Source organism: Kutzneria buriramensis (assembly GCF_003387475.1).
Lineage (GTDB): Bacteria > Actinomycetota > Actinomycetes > Mycobacteriales > Pseudonocardiaceae > Kutzneria > Kutzneria buriramensis.
Map to the genome: position 1 here is coordinate 810,611 of NZ_QUNO01000002.1, position 14,423 is coordinate 825,033.

Consider the following 14,423-nt stretch of genomic DNA (forward strand, 5'->3'; position numbering starts at 1 on the left):
CCTGATCTTGCCGGACATCTCGCCGACATGGGGCGCGAGTTGGCCGCCCGTTCGGGGGAAGCTGACGGCACCGCGGTGACGCCGGCCGGCGGCGGGTGGCTGGCCGGCGCGCGGTGACGCCCGCCCGCGGGGCCCGGCCGGCGTATGCGGTGACGCCGGCCCGCGTCGGGATTCCGGCCGATGCGATGCTGTCCCCGTGACCAGGGACGCGACCGGGCTGCGCCGGGGCTGGACGACCGGCGCGTGCGCGACGGCCGCCACCAAGGCCGCCTACACCGCCCTGCTCACCGGCGCCTTCCCCGACCCGGTGGAGATCACCCTGCCGAAGGGCCAGCGCCCCGCCTTCGCCCTGGCGGTGGAGTCCCTGACCGCCACCTCGGCCACCGTCGGCATCGTCAAGGACGCCGGCGACGACCCGGACGTCACCCACGGCGCCCTGATCCGGTCGACGGTCAGCCCCGGCCAAGTCGGTTCCGGCGTCGTCTTCAAGGCGGGGCCCGGCGTCGGCACCGTCACCAAGCCGGGCCTGCCGCTGGACGTCGGCGAGCCGGCCATCAATCCCGTGCCCCGCCAGCTGATGCGGGACGTCGTCGCCGAGGTCGCCGCCGCACACGGCGGATCGGGCGACGTGGTCGTGGAGATCTCCGTCGACAACGGCGAAGAAATCGCCCGGCACACCTGGAATCCGCGACTGGGCATCCTCGGCGGGCTGTCCATTCTCGGCACCACCGGCGTGGTCGTGCCGTACTCGTGCTCGGCGTGGATCGACAGCATCCGGCGGGGCATCGACGTCGCCCGCGCCGCCGGGCGCCAGCACGTGGCGGGCTGCACGGGCAGCACGTCGGAACGCGTCGTCACCGAGATGTACGACCTGCCCGAGGACGCCCTGCTCGACATGGGCGACTTCGTCGGGGCCATGCTCAAGCACCTGCGCCGGCATCCGGTGCCGCGCCTGACCATCGCCGGCGGCATCGGCAAGCTGGCCAAGTTCGCCGACGGCCACCTCGACCTGCACTCCGGACGTTCCCAGGTCAACCACGAGCTGCTCGCCACGCTCGTCGCCGACGCCGGCGGGTCCGCGGAACTCGTCGACGCCGTTCGCACGGCCAACACCGCGCTCGGCGCTTTGCAGCTGTGCCAGCGCGAAGACCTTCCCCTGGCCGATCTCATCGCCGACCGCTGCCGCGCCACCGCCGACGACATCCTGCGCGGCGCCGACATCGCCGTGGACATCGTGGTGATCGATCGGGCCGGCACCGTGGTCGGTCGTTCCGGCCATCGGGCATGATCCGACCCATGCCGAACTTGCGTGAGAAACCCGTGCTCGCCGGCAACCTGGTGCTGCTGCGCCCGGTGATCGCCGACGACGCGGTCGACATGCTGGAGGTGCTCGCCGACGACGACGTGCTCCGGCTGACCGGCTCGCACGGCACCCTGTCGCCGGACGACCTGGAGCCCATGCGCCAGTGGTACGGCAGCCGGCACGAGCACGAGGACCGCCTCGACCTGGCCGTCGTCGACCGGGCCAGCGGCCAGTACGTCGGCGAGGTCGTGCTCAACGAGCTCGACGTCAACAACAACTCCTGCTCGTTCCGGATCGCACTGGGGGCGCGGGGCCAGAACCGGGGGCTGGGCACCGAGGCGACGCGGCTGGTGCTGGGCTACGCCTTCGAGCGGATCGGCCTGCACCGGATCAGCCTCGAGGTGTACGCCTTCAACCCGCGGGCCCGGCGGGTGTACGAGAAGGTCGGCTTCCGGTTCGAGGGCGTGCTGCGGGACGCCCTGCTCTGGGAGGGCGAGCGGTTCGACGCCCACGTGATGTCGATCCTGGCCCCGGAGTGGGCCGAACACCGCGGCCGCCCGGAAGCCGAGCTCGACAATGGTCGCGAGGCGGTCTGACTGTCGCTAGCCGAGGCCGAGTTGGCGGCGCAGTGCGGGAACCGCGGTCGCCAGGGACGGGCCGTACCAGGTGAGCAGGCGGCCACTGACCAGCCGGACGCGGTCGGCGTCGAAGCACTCGGGGCCGTCGGTGACGGTGAAGACGTAGGGTTCGTCGGGCAGCACGACGAGGTCGGCGCCGGCAGAGCGCAACTGGTCGAGGTCCTGTTTGGGGTATCGGTCGGCGTGGTCGCCGTACACGTTGGCGACGCCGATCCGGGCCAGCAGGTCGGTGGCGAAGGTGCGACTGCCGACCACCATCCACGGGTCGCGCCAGATGCAGACGAGCGCCGACTTGTCCGGGGCCGGCGGCGGGGCGTCGAGTTGGCGGTGGGCCTCGGTCAGCCAGTCGGGCGCCGGCCGGCGTAGCGCGACGGTGATCAGGCGGTCCAGCGAGGTCAGCGCGCTGGGGACGTCCTCGACGACCGTGACCCAGACGGGCACGCCGGCGGCCTCCAGGCGGCGCACGTCGATCTCGCGGTTCTCCTCCTTGTTGACGACGACCAGCTCCGGCCGCAGTTCGGCGATCCGCCTGGTGTCGGGGTTCTTGGTGCCGCGAATCCGTTCCACGTCCAGGTCGGCGGGATGGGTGCACCAGTCGGTGGCGGCGGCCAGCAGGCCACGGTCGACGGCGGCGACGGCCTCGGTCAGCGACGGCACCAGAGACACGACGCGCCCCGGGGCGTCGGGCAGCGTCACCTCCCGGCCGAGGTCGTCACGTTCCGTGCGGGCCACCCGGTCAGGCTATCGTGCGGCGGTGGCCAGGACCGTGCTCGTGCTGGGCGGCACCGGCGAGGCGCGCCGGCTGGCGGAGGTGCTCGCCGCCGTCCCGGAGCTGCGTGTCGTGACGTCGCTCGCCGGCCGGGTGAGCAGCCCTCACCTGCCTCCGGGCGAGGTCCGCATCGGCGGCTTCGACGGCGTCGAAGGCCTGGCGGCGTGGCTGCGCGCCGAGGGCGTGGACGTCGTGGTGGACGCCACGCACCCGTTCGCGGCCCGGATCACCGCGTCGGCGGTCACGGCGACCTCCCGGCTCGGGATTCCGTTGCTCGTGCTGCAACGCCCCGGCTGGCGGGAGTCCGACGGCGACGACTGGCGCTGGGTCGGCTCGGTGTCCGACGCCGCCGAGCTGCTGCCGTCGGTCGGCCGCCGCGCGTTGTTGACGGTCGGCCGCCAGGAACTCGCTCCCTTCACCCGTCTCAGTGACATGTGGCTGCTCGCCAGGTCGATCGAGCAGCCGGACCTGCCCGTCCGGGCAGTGCTGGCCCGCGGCCCGTTCACCGTCGAGTCCGAGCTCGCCCTGCTCCGCGAGCACGACATCGACGTCGTGGTCACCAAGGACAGCGGCGGCGACGACGCGAAACTGGTCGCGGCGCGCCGGCTCGCGATCCCGGTGGTGATCGTCCGACGACCCTCCCCACCTGCGGTTACCGTGGTGTCCACAGTGGATCAAGCGGCCAACCGGGTGATCTAGGGACACGCTACGGTTGCATAGCGCGGCGCAGCCGGTGTTCATGCCCTACGCTTCGGGCTCGCGCGGCGAACGCAGTAAGCAGGGCGGACCCCGAATTCCCTCAGCAATTGACTACGGCCGTCTCAGCGTCCTCACAGGCGAGTCCGCGAACCTGGTCGTGTGCGGTGGGCTGCCTCCTACCGCCGAAGTTCGGGGAGGAGATCGCCGTGCAGCACGATCTCGACATCCGCTGGGACACCGCCAGCGAGCGCAACCTGCGCGCCGTCAACGCCGACGCCGTCGCCACCCGGCGCGACCCGGCCAGCGGCGAGCTGGTGTTCGCGGTCGCCGACGGCATCGGCGACAGCCCGCGCTCCGCGGAGGCCGCGCGCAAGGCCGCCACCGCCGCCGTGGCCACCCCCGTCGCCCAGGGCGCCATCCAGGCGATGCTCGCCGCCCAGCAGGCCCTGCTGCTCGACGAGGACGACTGCGTGCTCATCGTGGCCATGCCGTTCACCGACCGGGTCAGCAGCGGCTACCGGATCGCCTGGGTCGGCGACTGCCGCGCCTACCTGTGGGACGACCAGACGCTGCACCAGCTCACCTCGGACCAGACCGTCGCCGCGTACCTGCGGTCGCAGCTGCGGCCGACCACGCCGCGCATGGAGCACATCGTCACCAACACGGTGCGCACCACCACGACCGACCAGATCGGCTGGACCCAGGTCCGCACCACCGGCTCCGGCCTGCTGTTGGCCACCGACGGCGTGCACAAGGTCGTGCCGGCCATCGCCATGCACCGCGAGCTGACCACCTCCGCCCGGCCCGCGCAGGCCCTCATCGAGGCCTCCGCCGCGCTCGGCGGCCGCGACAACGCCAGCGCCGCCGTGATCGACTGGTCCGCCGCGCGGCGGGAGCCGCCACCGGTCCCCCGGCTCGACACGCTGCCGCTGGTGCACCAGTAGCGGTCACCACCTCCTTCGGAATTCGTTGCCACGGGGACGAAGCCGCTTGTCAGGCCGCCGGCTCGGGGTTCGGTCCGGACAACGCCCACCGCACCACACGCTCGGCCGGCGGCTGCGGCAAGCGGGAACGCACGTGGTCAGGCGCCGGCTGCCCGTCCGTCACGGCCTGGATGTAGTCCACGGCCCCGTGCAGGCTGAGATCCGGAGCAGCGGACCGAATGAGTTGGATGGCCTCGATGCACTGCCCGCGACCGAGCAGTTCAGCCACTCCGGACCACAGTGGATCGACGCGCTCGATGCCCAAGGGGTCGCCCTCCGCCGAACCGGATTTCGGCCCGGCGGAGGTGTCGAGCCTTCCCGCTACGGAACGGTCACCGCGTTGACGATCACCGTGCCCTTCGTGGGATCGAGTCGGGATGCGGGCACCGTGTCGACGGCCCTGGGGACGGTGGCGGGATCGACGGCGCAGACGGGCGCGCTGACGCCGGGGGCGCACACGCCGAACTGGTAGGGCTGCGGGGTGGCGGTGAACGCGCGGGCCTGGTCGGGGCTGAAGCCGTCCTGGCCGGTCAGCACGACCGAGAACGTCCAACCGGGACCGGGACCGCCGAACGCCGCCTTCGGTAAGGCGACGGTGATGGTCTTGGTGTCCACCGACGCCACGGCGGCGGTCGGGGTGCCGACCTGGTGGCCGGCGGCGTCGACCCAGACCGGCGCGGCGAAGCCCTGGAGCTCGATCCGCTGGCTCCACGGCGCGACCTGGTAGTTGCGCGACGGGAACGGGGCGGCGGTGGAGGTGGGCTTGCCCGGGGCGCCGACGTAGACGTCCAGCAGCTGAGCGCCCATGGTGGCCCCGAAGGTGGGGACGAGGTTCCTGAGGGTTGCTCGCAGATAGACGGTGTCGCCGAGCGCGACGACCTGGAACCGGGTCAGGTCGAACGAGCCGGCGGCGAAGTCGGCCGCGGTGGGGTACGCGTAGGTGCCGGGACCGTTGTCGTCGCCGACGGGGTCGGCGACGTCCAACACGCTGGTGCCACCGACGAGATCACCGGTGACGGTGGTGTGCGCGTACCCGGTTCGGTTGCCGGCGGCGGAAACGCCGACGGTGATGGAATTCGAGCCGAAGCCGATCGGCGCCGTCACCGTGTACGTCCCGTCGGCGCCGGCGACCGCGCTGACGGTGCTGGTCTTGCCGGCGGTATCGGTGTCGACGGCCTGCACGCTGACCTCGGCGCCGGGTGTGGTCTTGCCGGTGACGGACGCGGTGGCGCCGTTGGCGACCGCACCAACCGTCGTGGCGACCTCGCCCGGGGCGGGGTGCGACACGTACCGGTCGGTGGTGATCGACGGCCGATCGAGCACCCGGCCGGCGCGCAGGTCGGCGGCCAACCGGAGCCGATGCGCCTGGGCCCAGGTCAGCGGCGAGGCGGAGCCGGCGGCGTGGCCGTTGCCGAAGCCGATGGACGCGGTGGTCGGATCCGTGCCGTACGGGGAGGCCGCCAGATCCGGGTTCTCCCATGCCTGCTCCGGCACCAGCCCGACACCGGAGGCGGAACCGAACATGCTGTCCAGCAACGACTTCGCGCCCCGACCATCGCCCGTGGCGAGGTCGGACTCGGCGCGTTCACCGGACAGCACGGGCCACAGGTGCCCGGTGCCGGTGTCCGTGGTGGGCCACGGCTGACCCTGCCCGGCGCAGGTGCTCTGGCTGGGCTGGTAGCAGTCGCCGTAGCCGTCGGCGCTGCCGGCGGAAGCCGATGTTCCGTAACGGTAGTAGCCGACGCCGGTCGAGGTCCGCACCGAGATCTGCTTGTCCAGCACGGCGAGTGAGGCGGTGAAGTCCTTGTCCTGTGGGGAGAGTTCGCCCAGCCGGACCAGTTCCTGGAAGCCGCCGTCGACCACGGCGCGCTGGTCGGCGGTCGGGCCGCCGTTGCCGAGGTTGTAGCTGACGGCCGAGTTCGGGTCGCCGTTCTTGGTCAGCCGCACGAAGTAGTTCGGCCCGTACGGTCCGGTGGTGGTCACCGTCCACGACTTGATGTTGCGCTGGAAGTCGTCGGCGGCAGCGCGGTAGATCCGCGCGTCCGCGTGATCACCGTGCTGGTCGGCCAGCGCCCCGGCGGCGACCAGGCCCGCGATCTCGGCGGCGATCGTGGACGGCGAGTAGCCCGACTGCTCCTCCCACCGCTCGACGCCGAAGGACGGCCCGTGCGACAGCAGGTAGTCCGCCGCCGGCTTGATGTGTTGCGCCCACAGCGAGTTGTCGTTCAGATCGGTGAGCTCCGCCATCAGGATCGGATACGCGGTCTCGTCCAGCTGATCGCCGCCGGTGTCCGGCGCGATCTTGCCGTTGACGAGCGAGTTCCGGGGCGTCTCGCCGGTCGGCAGCTGCTGCTTGGTGAGCAGGAACGTGGCGATCGCCCTGGCCGTCGCCCGGTCGCCGGCGGCCATGAAGCCGGTGAACGCCTCGTACGCGTCCCGGGCGAACACCTCGCGGTAGGAACCGAAGTACACCGGCTTGTCGGCCTTCACCGCCTGTCCCCACGGGCTGGCGAGCGACGCGACGACCGCGCCCGGGAACGTCTTGTCCTCGCTGGCCTTCAACACGTTCGCGTCCAACGGAGAGGTGCCGTGAACCAGCGACGCGTCGTAGTCCTGCCACCCGTCGGCGTACTCGTCACGCACGTGGTCGAACCACGAATGAGCGGAGGCCTCGGCGGCCCCGACGGCCTGAGCCTGGTTGCGGCCGAAGCCCAGCGCGAGGGTGAAGTCCCGCGCGGTCACGTCCTCGGTCGCCGTGACATGCCCGTTGGCGGCGCTGGAATATCGGGTGATGGAGCGGTTGGCGTCGAGCTGGTTCAGGCCGTCGCTGACTGTGCCGGCGTAGCCGACAGTGGCCGCGCGACCCGATGTCGAGGCGAGCGCCATGTAGGTCGGCACGGCGTAGTCGCGGTTGGCGGCCTGGCTGACGGTGTCGGTGTCGTACAGCACCGGCACGTCACCGGCGAGGACCGCGTTGTCACCGCTGTTGCCGTTCACGTGGCCGTCCAGCCGGGCGTACACACGCAGGTTCGGTGGACCGTCGACGGTGGTGTGCATGACCACCGAATCCCTTGCCGGATCGGTGATGTACGTCGTGGTGAGCCGATACCGGTGCTTCGCGCTGGTCGCCGTGACGGTGCAGACCATGCCGGTGCGATCCGCCTTCACGGTGTAGGCCGTGTCCCTGGTCTGGAGATCGGTGAAGGTGCGGCCGTCGGTCACGATGTATTGCAGGGTGCCCACATTCGTGTTGTCGATCGTCGGCTCGTACACGTCCGACAGGACGCCGTCCGCGACCGTGTACCAGACCTTCGATCTGGAGTTCCTCGCCGTGCCCAGGCAGTCCTTGCGCCCGGTGTCGAAGTACGCCGTCGCGCCGGGTGCGCCCGGCGTCGCAGGGTCCGCGATCGCTGGCAACGCCGTTGCCACCATCGACGCCAGGATCACCGGCGCCAGTGCTCGCAACATCTCTCCGCCTCTCGCTCAGGAGTCGGCCATCGGATCGACCATAGCGAGGCTGAGCATCACTGGTCACTGAAGTTATTACGCGCCAAGATTTTGGGTCAGAACGCGTGTCGCGGCGGTGATGGCGGCCGCGTCGTCGGCGGCGTTCGCGCTGCTCAGGGCGCTGCTGAGGATCGCTACCACATATCGCTGACCGGTGCCGACGAGTCCGGTCGTGTGCAACACCCGGTCCGGACGGCAGCATCCCCAGCCCTGTTTCACCCACCACTGCCCGGCCCCGACCGCAGTCGGGATGCCGAAGGACTGGTCGAAGCCGTCCGCCGCGACGGCCGGCGCGTGATAGAGAGCGTTGACGACCGCCTGCTGGTCGGCCGATTCCAAGAACTTGTAGACCCGCACGACATCGTCCGCGGTGATCGTCGTGTCGCCCCAGCGGGCCGAATCCGTCGGCGGAATCGTGTGCCGCAACCCCATCAGCGCAGCCGATCGCATCACCACCTTCGGGCCGCCGCCGGCCGACCACAGCGCGTCGGCGATCCCGTCGTCGCTGCGGGACAGCATCTGCGCGACGCGAGCGGCGGATCCCGTATGGTGCGCCAGCGCGTCGTATCCGATAAGCAGCTTCACGACCGATTCGGCGGGAAAAGCCAGATCCTGATTGGCGGCGACCAGAATCCGGTCGGTGGCGCGGTCATAAACCTCGATGCCGAGCGTGGCCTGCGGCGCGGCCTGCCTCGCCGCGCTCGCGGCGTCCGCGAACAGGCCCCTGATCAGCACGAACAGGCACAGCAGCGCCGCCACGACGGCGAACCACAGCGGCGCCGCGGCCCGACTCCCCAGTCTCATACAGAGAAGGTGTTCGATCACGGCGCGAGGTTGCGTTCGAACCCCGGTGAACCGCGTGCGGGCCTCCCGCGTATCGACTCCTGACGCCCCTGCGAAGGAGACTCCGGCGAAGTGAAGATCCCGTACAAGCACGTGCTCGGCGCGCTCGGCGTGACCTTGGCGGTCATCAGCCTCGCCCCCGCCTCGGCACTGGCGGATCCCCCGACCAACGCCAACGACGCGCTCGCGCAGCTGCACGACGCCAGCCAGAAGGAGGAGTCGGTCGGCGAGCAGTACAACGCCGCCCAGAGCGCCTACCAGGCGCGGCTCGCCGACGTGCAGAAGGCCAACGCCGACCTGGCCACCGACCAGCAGGCCGAGAAGCAGGCGAAGGCCGACGAGGACCGGTACCGCGGGGACGTGGACCGGTGGGTGTCGGCCACCACCGAGGGCGCGGACCTGAGCAGCATGTCGGCGCTGCTCACCGGGCAGTCGCCCAGCGACTTCCTGGACCGGGCGTGGATGCTCCAGGAGGTCAGCCAGTTCAACGGCGACGCCATGGCTGGCCTCGACAAGGCGCTGTCCAAGGCGAGCGACGCGAGCAAGAAGGCGCAGCAGGCCCAGGACAAGTCCAACACCGCCGCGGCGCAGGCCAAGCAGGTCGCGGACGGCCTCCAGGCACAGAAGGACGCCGCCACGCAGGCCGAGCAGGCGGCGCAGGCCGCGTACAACCGGCTGACCGGCAGCCAGAAGACGGCGCTGGCCAGCGACAAGGGCCAGCCGTTCGACACCAGCAACGTGCCGCCGGGTGCTGCGGGCATCGCCGTCAAGGCGGCGCTGGGGCAGGTCGGCACGCCCTACGTGTACGGCGGCAACCAGCCCGGGGTGGGCCTCGACTGCTCCTCGCTGGTGCAGTACGCGTACCGGCAGGCCGGCATCAGCCTGCCGCGCGTCACCACCGACCAGGTCAACGTCGGCACGCCGGTCTCGGAGGCCGATCTCAAGCCCGGTGACCTGCTGTTCTTCGGCACCGCGAGCAACGTACACCACGTCGCGATGTTCATCGGCAACGGCCAGATCGTGCACGCGCCGGACGTCGGCCAGGTCGTCAAGGTCGTGCCGATCAGCGGCGGCGGCAGCGACTACTACACCTCGCGGCGGATCGTGAACAGCTGAGGACTTGGCCGGCCCGCACGTTCCGCGCGGCGTGCGGACCGGCCATGGTTCACCCGCAGCAGAACGGGTTGTCGCACGGGTCGCCGACCTCGCTGCCGTACGCGACGAAGCCCTCGACCGGCGCCAGGACCGCGCGCTCGACGTCCTTGGCCAGCGCCGGCGCCTTGCGGGACGCCGGCTCTCCCCAGGCCGGCGGGGCGTCGTCGACGTCGAACCGCACGGTGCCGTCGACGAACAGCGTCCACAGCGGGTGGTCGGGGAAGCTGTTGATCCGCAGCACCCACCACGCGCCGTCGACCTGGGCGACGACGGGGAAGAACGCGTTGTCGGTCCGCTGCCAGTGGGGAGTCGCCCGCAGCTCGGGATGCATACCGACAGTCTGCCGTGTGGTCGGCACGGTCATGGCGGCGACTTCCGAGGGCCGGCGCGTCTAGGCTCAGCCACCATGGCCACCTGGGACGACGTGCGCCGGATCGCGCTGGCGCTGCCGGAATCCGGCGAGAAGCTGTCGTGGGGCACGCCGTCTTGGCACGTGCGGGGCAAGGGGTTCGTCTGGGACCGGCCGCTGCACAAGTCGGACCTCGCGGCGCTCGGCGACGACGCCCCGGACGGCCCGATCCTGGGCGTCCGGGTCGCCGACGAGGGCGTCAAGCAGGCCCTGATCGCCGACGACCCGGCGGTGTACTTCACCATCCCCCACTTCGACGGCTACCCGGCGGTGCTGGTGCTGCTGGACCGGATCGGCGTGCCGGAGCTGGCGGAGGTGATCACCGAGGCGTGGCTGCTGCGGGCGCCGAAGAAACTGGCTCGGGAGTTCCTGGCCGAGCACTGACGGGCCGGTGCGCCAGGTGCCGGACCAGCGCCGCCAGCGCGGCCAGCGCGATGAGGCCGGCGACCGCGCCCCAGCCGAAGCGGTCGTACGCCTGCACGCCCAGCCACGAGCCGGCGGTGCCGCCGAGGAACGTGCAGGTCATGTAGGCGGTGTTGAGCCGGCTGCGGGCCTCCGGCAGCAGGGCGAAGATCCGTGACTGGTTGGCGACCTGGTTCGCCTGCACGGCGACGTCCAGCAGGACCAGGCCGACGATCACCAGCACGAGGCCGGTGATCCCGCCGAGCGTGCCGAATGCCAGCACGCCGGCGGCCAGGATGACGCCGATGGCGGCCAGCAGCGTCACCGGCTCGGGGCCGCGGCGATCGATCCAGCGGCCGGCGATGGGCGTGACGAACACGCTGACCGCACCGGCGAGGCCGATCAGGCCGACGGTCTCCGCGCCGAATCCGTAGCGCGGGCCGCTGATCAGCAGCGCCAGGCTGGTCCAGGCGGCGCTGAACCCGCCGAACAGCAGCACCTGGTACAGCGCGGACCGGCGCAGCTCGGGCTGGCTGCCCAGCAGCCGCAGCGACTGCCACAGCAGCGCCGGGTAGTGGTGCCGGACGGCCGGGTCGGTGCGCGGGACCGTGACGGCCAGCACGGCCGCGAGCAGCAGGATCAGCGCGGCGGCGACCAGGTACGGCGCCCGCCAGCCGAGCCACTCGCCGACGGTGCCGCCGAACGTGCGGGCCAACAGGATGCCGCCGAGCAGGCCACCGAGCAGCGTGCCGACGACCGCGCCGCGGCGGTCGTCCGGGACCAGGCCGGCGACCATCGGAATGATCACCTGCGGCACGACGGTGAACACGCCGGCCAGTGAGCCGGCGACGAGCAGCACCGGCAGGCTGCGCGCGGTGCCGGCGGCGATCAGGCAGCCGGCGGTGAGCACCATCAGCGCCACGATCAGCGGCCGGTGCCGCAGCCGGTCGCCCAGCGGGACCAGCAGGAACACGCCGAGGGCGTAGCCGAGCTGGGCGCCGGTGGCGGTCTGCGCGGCGGCGCTGGGCGTCACGCGCAGGTCGGCGGCGATCAGCGGGCTGATGGCCTGCGGGAAGTAGATCGTGCTGACGCAGACCGCGCAGGCCAGCGTGAGCAGCGGGATCATCCAGCGGTTGAGCACGGCGCCCCCTCCGAGCGAACTAACTGGTTCGATCGTATCGTACGACGGCAGCCGAACGAACCGGTTCGTTATCCTGGCCACGTGGGGTACGACTCGAAGGCGACCAAGGACCGCATCCTGTGCGCGGCGACGAAGGAGTTCGCCAAGCACGGCGTGGCGGGCGCCCGCGTCGACCGCATCGCCGAGGCCGCGCAGGCCAACAAGCGAGCCATCTACGACTACTTCGGCGACAAGAAGGCGCTGTTCGCGGCCGTGCTCGAGCACATGCTGTCCAAGTGCGCCGACGCCGTGCCCGTGCGCGACGACCTGGCCGACTACGCGCGCCGGCTGTTCGACTACCACGCCGCCAACCCCGAGGCGCTGCGCCTGCTCATGTGGGAGGCGCTGGAGATGGGCGGCCGCGAGGTGCCGGCCGAGGAGGTCCGCACCGCCGAGTACCAAAAGCGGGTCACCTCGATCGAAGACACCGTCCCCGACGCCGCGATGATCTACTTCTTCACGCTGGGCCTGGTGAACTGGGGCCGGGCCATGCCGCAGCTGCGCCGGATGGTGCTCGGCGCGGACTTCCCGCAGGACCAGCTGATCGAGGCGACGGTGGCGGCGGTGCGGACGCTGGCCGGGGGATCAGCTACTGCACGATGACCTGTCGCACGGCCTCGCCGCTCGCCAGCTGGTCGAAGCCCTCGTTGACCTGGTCCAGCCGCAGCCGCCCGGACACCAGTTCGTGCACGGGCAGCAGCCCCGCCTGGTAGAGCTGCACGAACCGGGGGATGTCCCGGCGCGGCACGCTGGAACCCAGGTAGCTGCCGCGCAGGGTGCGCTCCTCGGCGACCAGGCTCAGCGCCGGCAGCACCAGCTGGCGGTCCGGATGCGGCAGGCCGACCGTCACGGTCGTGCCGCCGATCCTCGTGGCGTGATACGCCTGCGCCAGCACGTGCTCGCTGCCGGTCGTGTCGATGACCTTGTCCGCGCCGCCGTCGGTGAGATCGCGGACCTCCGTGACGGCGTCCGGGCCGCCACCAACCACGTGATTTGCCCCCAACCGCGCAGCCAAGTCCCGCTTTGCTTGCACGATGTCGACGGCGACGATCTTGGCCGCACCGGCGGCCCGCGCGGCCAGCAGCGCCGCCATCCCGACGCCGCCGAGCCCGAACACCGCGACCGTCTCCCCCGGCTTGACCTCCGCGCTGTGGAACGCCGCGCCGGCGCCGGTCAGGACGGCGCAGCCGAACAGCGCCGCCAGCTCCAGCGGCAGCTCCGGATCGACCCGCACCGCGGACCGGCTGGACACGACGGCGTACTCGGCGAACGCGGACACCCCGAGGTGGTGGTGCTCCCCGCCGCGCCACCGGCGCTCCCCCGACAGCAGCGTGCCGGCCCGGTTGGCGACCGCCCCCGGCTCGCACAGCGCCGGCCGCCCGGCCAGGCACATCCGGCACGACCCACAGGCCGGCACGAACGCCAGCACCACGTGGTCGCCGACGGCGAACTCCGCCCCGTCAATGTCATCTGTGGGGCCTACCTCGACGACCTCGCCGGCGGCCTCGTGGCCGAGCACCATCGGCAGCGGCCGCGGCCGCGAGCCGTTGATCACCGACAGGTCGGAGTGGCACAGGCCGGCCGCGCCGATCCGCACCAGGATCTCGCCGCGCCCCGGCGGTTCCAGCTCCAGCTCCGTGACCTGCAACGGCCGCGAGTCCGCGTACGGCCGCTCGACACCGGAGGCCACCAGCACGGCCGCCTTCACCCTCATGCGGTCACCAACTTCTCCAGCTCGCCCCGCATCGGCTCGGCGATCGGCACCGGCCGGCGGGTCTCCCGGTCCACGAACACGTGTGTGAAGGACCCCTCCGCCACCAGCGTGCGCCGGTCGCTGCGGAACAGGCCCGTCTCATAGCGGACGCTGCTGGTGCCGAGGTGGCCCACGCGCAGGCCGACCGCGATCACCTCGGGGAACGTCACCGAGGCCTTGTACACGCAGTGCGACTCCACGCACAGCCCGATCGGGCCGTCCCCGTCCAGCTCCAGGCCGGCCCGCTCGATCAGCCAGGTGTTGATCACGGTGTCCATCACCGAGTAGTGCACCGCGTTGTTCACGTGCCCGTAGTGGTCGTTGTCCTTCCACCTGGTCGGCACGTCCTGCCAGTACCCGTACTCGGTCATGCCCCCATCTAAACACCCTGGGGGAACGCGAAGAGCCGGTCCGGGTCGTGGCGGTCGGCGATCTCCCGCAGCCTCGGCGCGTTGGCGCCGAAGTAGGCCTGCCGCCAGTCCGCCAGCTCCGGGTCGATGTAGTTGACGAACCCGTTGACGCCGAACCACTGGCCGAGGCCGTCGCGGACCGGCGCGAGCTCCCGCCGCGCGTCGGCAGTGGTGGTGCGGACCTGGTTGGTCACCTGGATGCTGGCGATCGCGTCGCGGTGCGGGAACGCGCCCTCGCCGCGGGCGATCGCGCCGCCGAAACTGTCGATGAGGCAGTGCCGTTGTAGGGTCTCAAACCCCGCTGCACTTTCTCATTTCGAACTGCACCTGAGCTGCACTTGTGCAACGGGAAGTGAGACTGGGCCGACCGCC

The 14,423-nt window shown here is 71.5% G+C and carries 16 protein-coding genes; 7 read left to right on the top strand and 9 right to left on the bottom strand.

Translation table 11 applies throughout. The annotated features are described in order from the left end of the window. The first annotated feature begins 196 nt into the window (after window positions 1-196). Together BCF44_RS08305 and BCF44_RS08310 are read left to right on the top strand one after the other, a co-directional pair. Window positions 197-1,288 (top strand): cobalt-precorrin-5B (C(1))-methyltransferase, encoded by a 1,092-nt coding sequence (locus tag BCF44_RS08305; RefSeq protein WP_116173520.1) that lies wholly within the window; start codon window positions 197-199, stop codon window positions 1,286-1,288. 8 nt (window positions 1,289-1,296) lie between these two features. Continuing rightward, window positions 1,297-1,899 carry a GNAT family N-acetyltransferase gene (locus tag BCF44_RS08310; protein ID WP_116173521.1) on the top strand — a complete coding sequence of 201 codons (603 nt, stop codon included), beginning with the start codon at window positions 1,297-1,299 and terminating at the stop codon, window positions 1,897-1,899. Window positions 1,900-1,905: 6 nt separating this feature from the next. On the opposite strand, the gene BCF44_RS08315 is transcribed toward BCF44_RS08310, so the two are convergent. Next, on the bottom strand, window positions 1,906-2,673 hold the full coding sequence (locus tag BCF44_RS08315; RefSeq protein ID WP_116173522.1) for a helical backbone metal receptor: 768 nt from the start codon (window positions 2,671-2,673) through the stop codon (window positions 1,906-1,908). Window positions 2,674-2,695: 22 nt separating this feature from the next. On the opposite strand from BCF44_RS08315, the gene BCF44_RS08320 reads away from it, so the two are divergent. Then, window positions 2,696-3,409, top strand: a complete 714-nt coding sequence (locus tag BCF44_RS08320) for a cobalt-precorrin-6A reductase (RefSeq protein WP_116173621.1) — start codon at window positions 2,696-2,698, stop codon at window positions 3,407-3,409. 206 nt (window positions 3,410-3,615) lie between these two features. Further along, on the top strand, window positions 3,616-4,353 hold the full coding sequence (locus tag BCF44_RS08325) for a PP2C family protein-serine/threonine phosphatase (RefSeq protein ID WP_246014887.1): 738 nt from the start codon (window positions 3,616-3,618) through the stop codon (window positions 4,351-4,353). Between the two features lie 49 nt (window positions 4,354-4,402). Here BCF44_RS08325 and BCF44_RS08330 read toward each other — a convergent pair whose 3' ends face one another. From BCF44_RS08330 to BCF44_RS08340, 3 genes are all read right to left on the bottom strand, one after another. Beyond that, entirely contained in the window at window positions 4,403-4,621 is a 219-nt protein-coding gene (locus tag BCF44_RS08330) for a hypothetical protein (protein ID WP_147328435.1), read from the bottom strand. A 92-nt stretch (window positions 4,622-4,713) separates the two neighbouring features. Then, window positions 4,714-7,860 carry a glucodextranase DOMON-like domain-containing protein gene (locus BCF44_RS08335; protein WP_116173524.1) on the bottom strand — a complete coding sequence of 1,049 codons (3,147 nt, stop codon included), beginning with the start codon at window positions 7,858-7,860 and terminating at the stop codon, window positions 4,714-4,716. Between the two features lie 75 nt (window positions 7,861-7,935). Further along, window positions 7,936-8,658, bottom strand: coding sequence for a hypothetical protein (locus BCF44_RS08340; RefSeq protein ID WP_147328436.1), 723 nt, complete (start codon window positions 8,656-8,658; stop codon window positions 7,936-7,938). Window positions 8,659-8,814: 156 nt separating this feature from the next. Here BCF44_RS08340 and BCF44_RS08345 point away from each other — a divergent pair, with 156 nt between their 5' ends. Then, on the top strand, window positions 8,815-9,858 hold the full coding sequence (locus tag BCF44_RS08345) for a C40 family peptidase (RefSeq protein WP_116173526.1): 1,044 nt from the start codon (window positions 8,815-8,817) through the stop codon (window positions 9,856-9,858). A 49-nt stretch (window positions 9,859-9,907) separates the two neighbouring features. On the opposite strand, the gene BCF44_RS08350 is transcribed toward BCF44_RS08345, so the two are convergent. Further along, complete coding sequence (locus tag BCF44_RS08350) at window positions 9,908-10,228, bottom strand: hypothetical protein (RefSeq protein ID WP_116173623.1); 321 nt, start codon at window positions 10,226-10,228, stop codon at window positions 9,908-9,910. A gap of 75 nt (window positions 10,229-10,303) precedes the next feature. Between BCF44_RS08350 and BCF44_RS08355 the strand changes: the two genes are divergently transcribed. Beyond that, window positions 10,304-10,690, top strand: coding sequence for an MmcQ/YjbR family DNA-binding protein (locus BCF44_RS08355; protein WP_116173527.1), 387 nt, complete (start codon window positions 10,304-10,306; stop codon window positions 10,688-10,690). Here BCF44_RS08355 and BCF44_RS08360 read toward each other — a convergent pair. Beyond that, entirely contained in the window at window positions 10,626-11,849 is a 1,224-nt protein-coding gene (locus BCF44_RS08360) for an MFS transporter (protein WP_246014888.1), read from the bottom strand. The genes BCF44_RS08355 and BCF44_RS08360 overlap by 65 nt on opposite strands. 81 nt (window positions 11,850-11,930) lie before the next feature. Here BCF44_RS08360 and BCF44_RS08365 point away from each other — a divergent pair, with 81 nt between their 5' ends. After that, on the top strand, window positions 11,931-12,491 hold the full coding sequence (locus tag BCF44_RS08365; RefSeq protein ID WP_116173528.1) for a TetR/AcrR family transcriptional regulator: 561 nt from the start codon (window positions 11,931-11,933) through the stop codon (window positions 12,489-12,491). Here BCF44_RS08365 and BCF44_RS08370 read toward each other — a convergent pair. The 3 genes from BCF44_RS08370 to BCF44_RS08380 are packed head-to-tail and all read right to left on the bottom strand — an operon-like array spanning window position 12,478 to window position 14,245. Further along, on the bottom strand, window positions 12,478-13,602 hold the full coding sequence (locus BCF44_RS08370) for a zinc-dependent alcohol dehydrogenase family protein (RefSeq protein WP_116173529.1): 1,125 nt from the start codon (window positions 13,600-13,602) through the stop codon (window positions 12,478-12,480). The two genes, BCF44_RS08365 and BCF44_RS08370, sit on opposite strands and share 14 nt — an antisense overlap. Further along, window positions 13,599-14,012 (bottom strand): acyl-CoA thioesterase, encoded by a 414-nt coding sequence (locus BCF44_RS08375; RefSeq protein ID WP_116173530.1) that lies wholly within the window; start codon window positions 14,010-14,012, stop codon window positions 13,599-13,601. The genes BCF44_RS08370 and BCF44_RS08375 overlap by 4 nt, the downstream gene beginning before the upstream one ends. A gap of 8 nt (window positions 14,013-14,020) precedes the next feature. After that, entirely contained in the window at window positions 14,021-14,245 is a 225-nt protein-coding gene (locus BCF44_RS08380; protein WP_170217395.1) for a BBE domain-containing protein, read from the bottom strand. Between the last annotated feature and the right edge of the window lie 178 nt (window positions 14,246-14,423).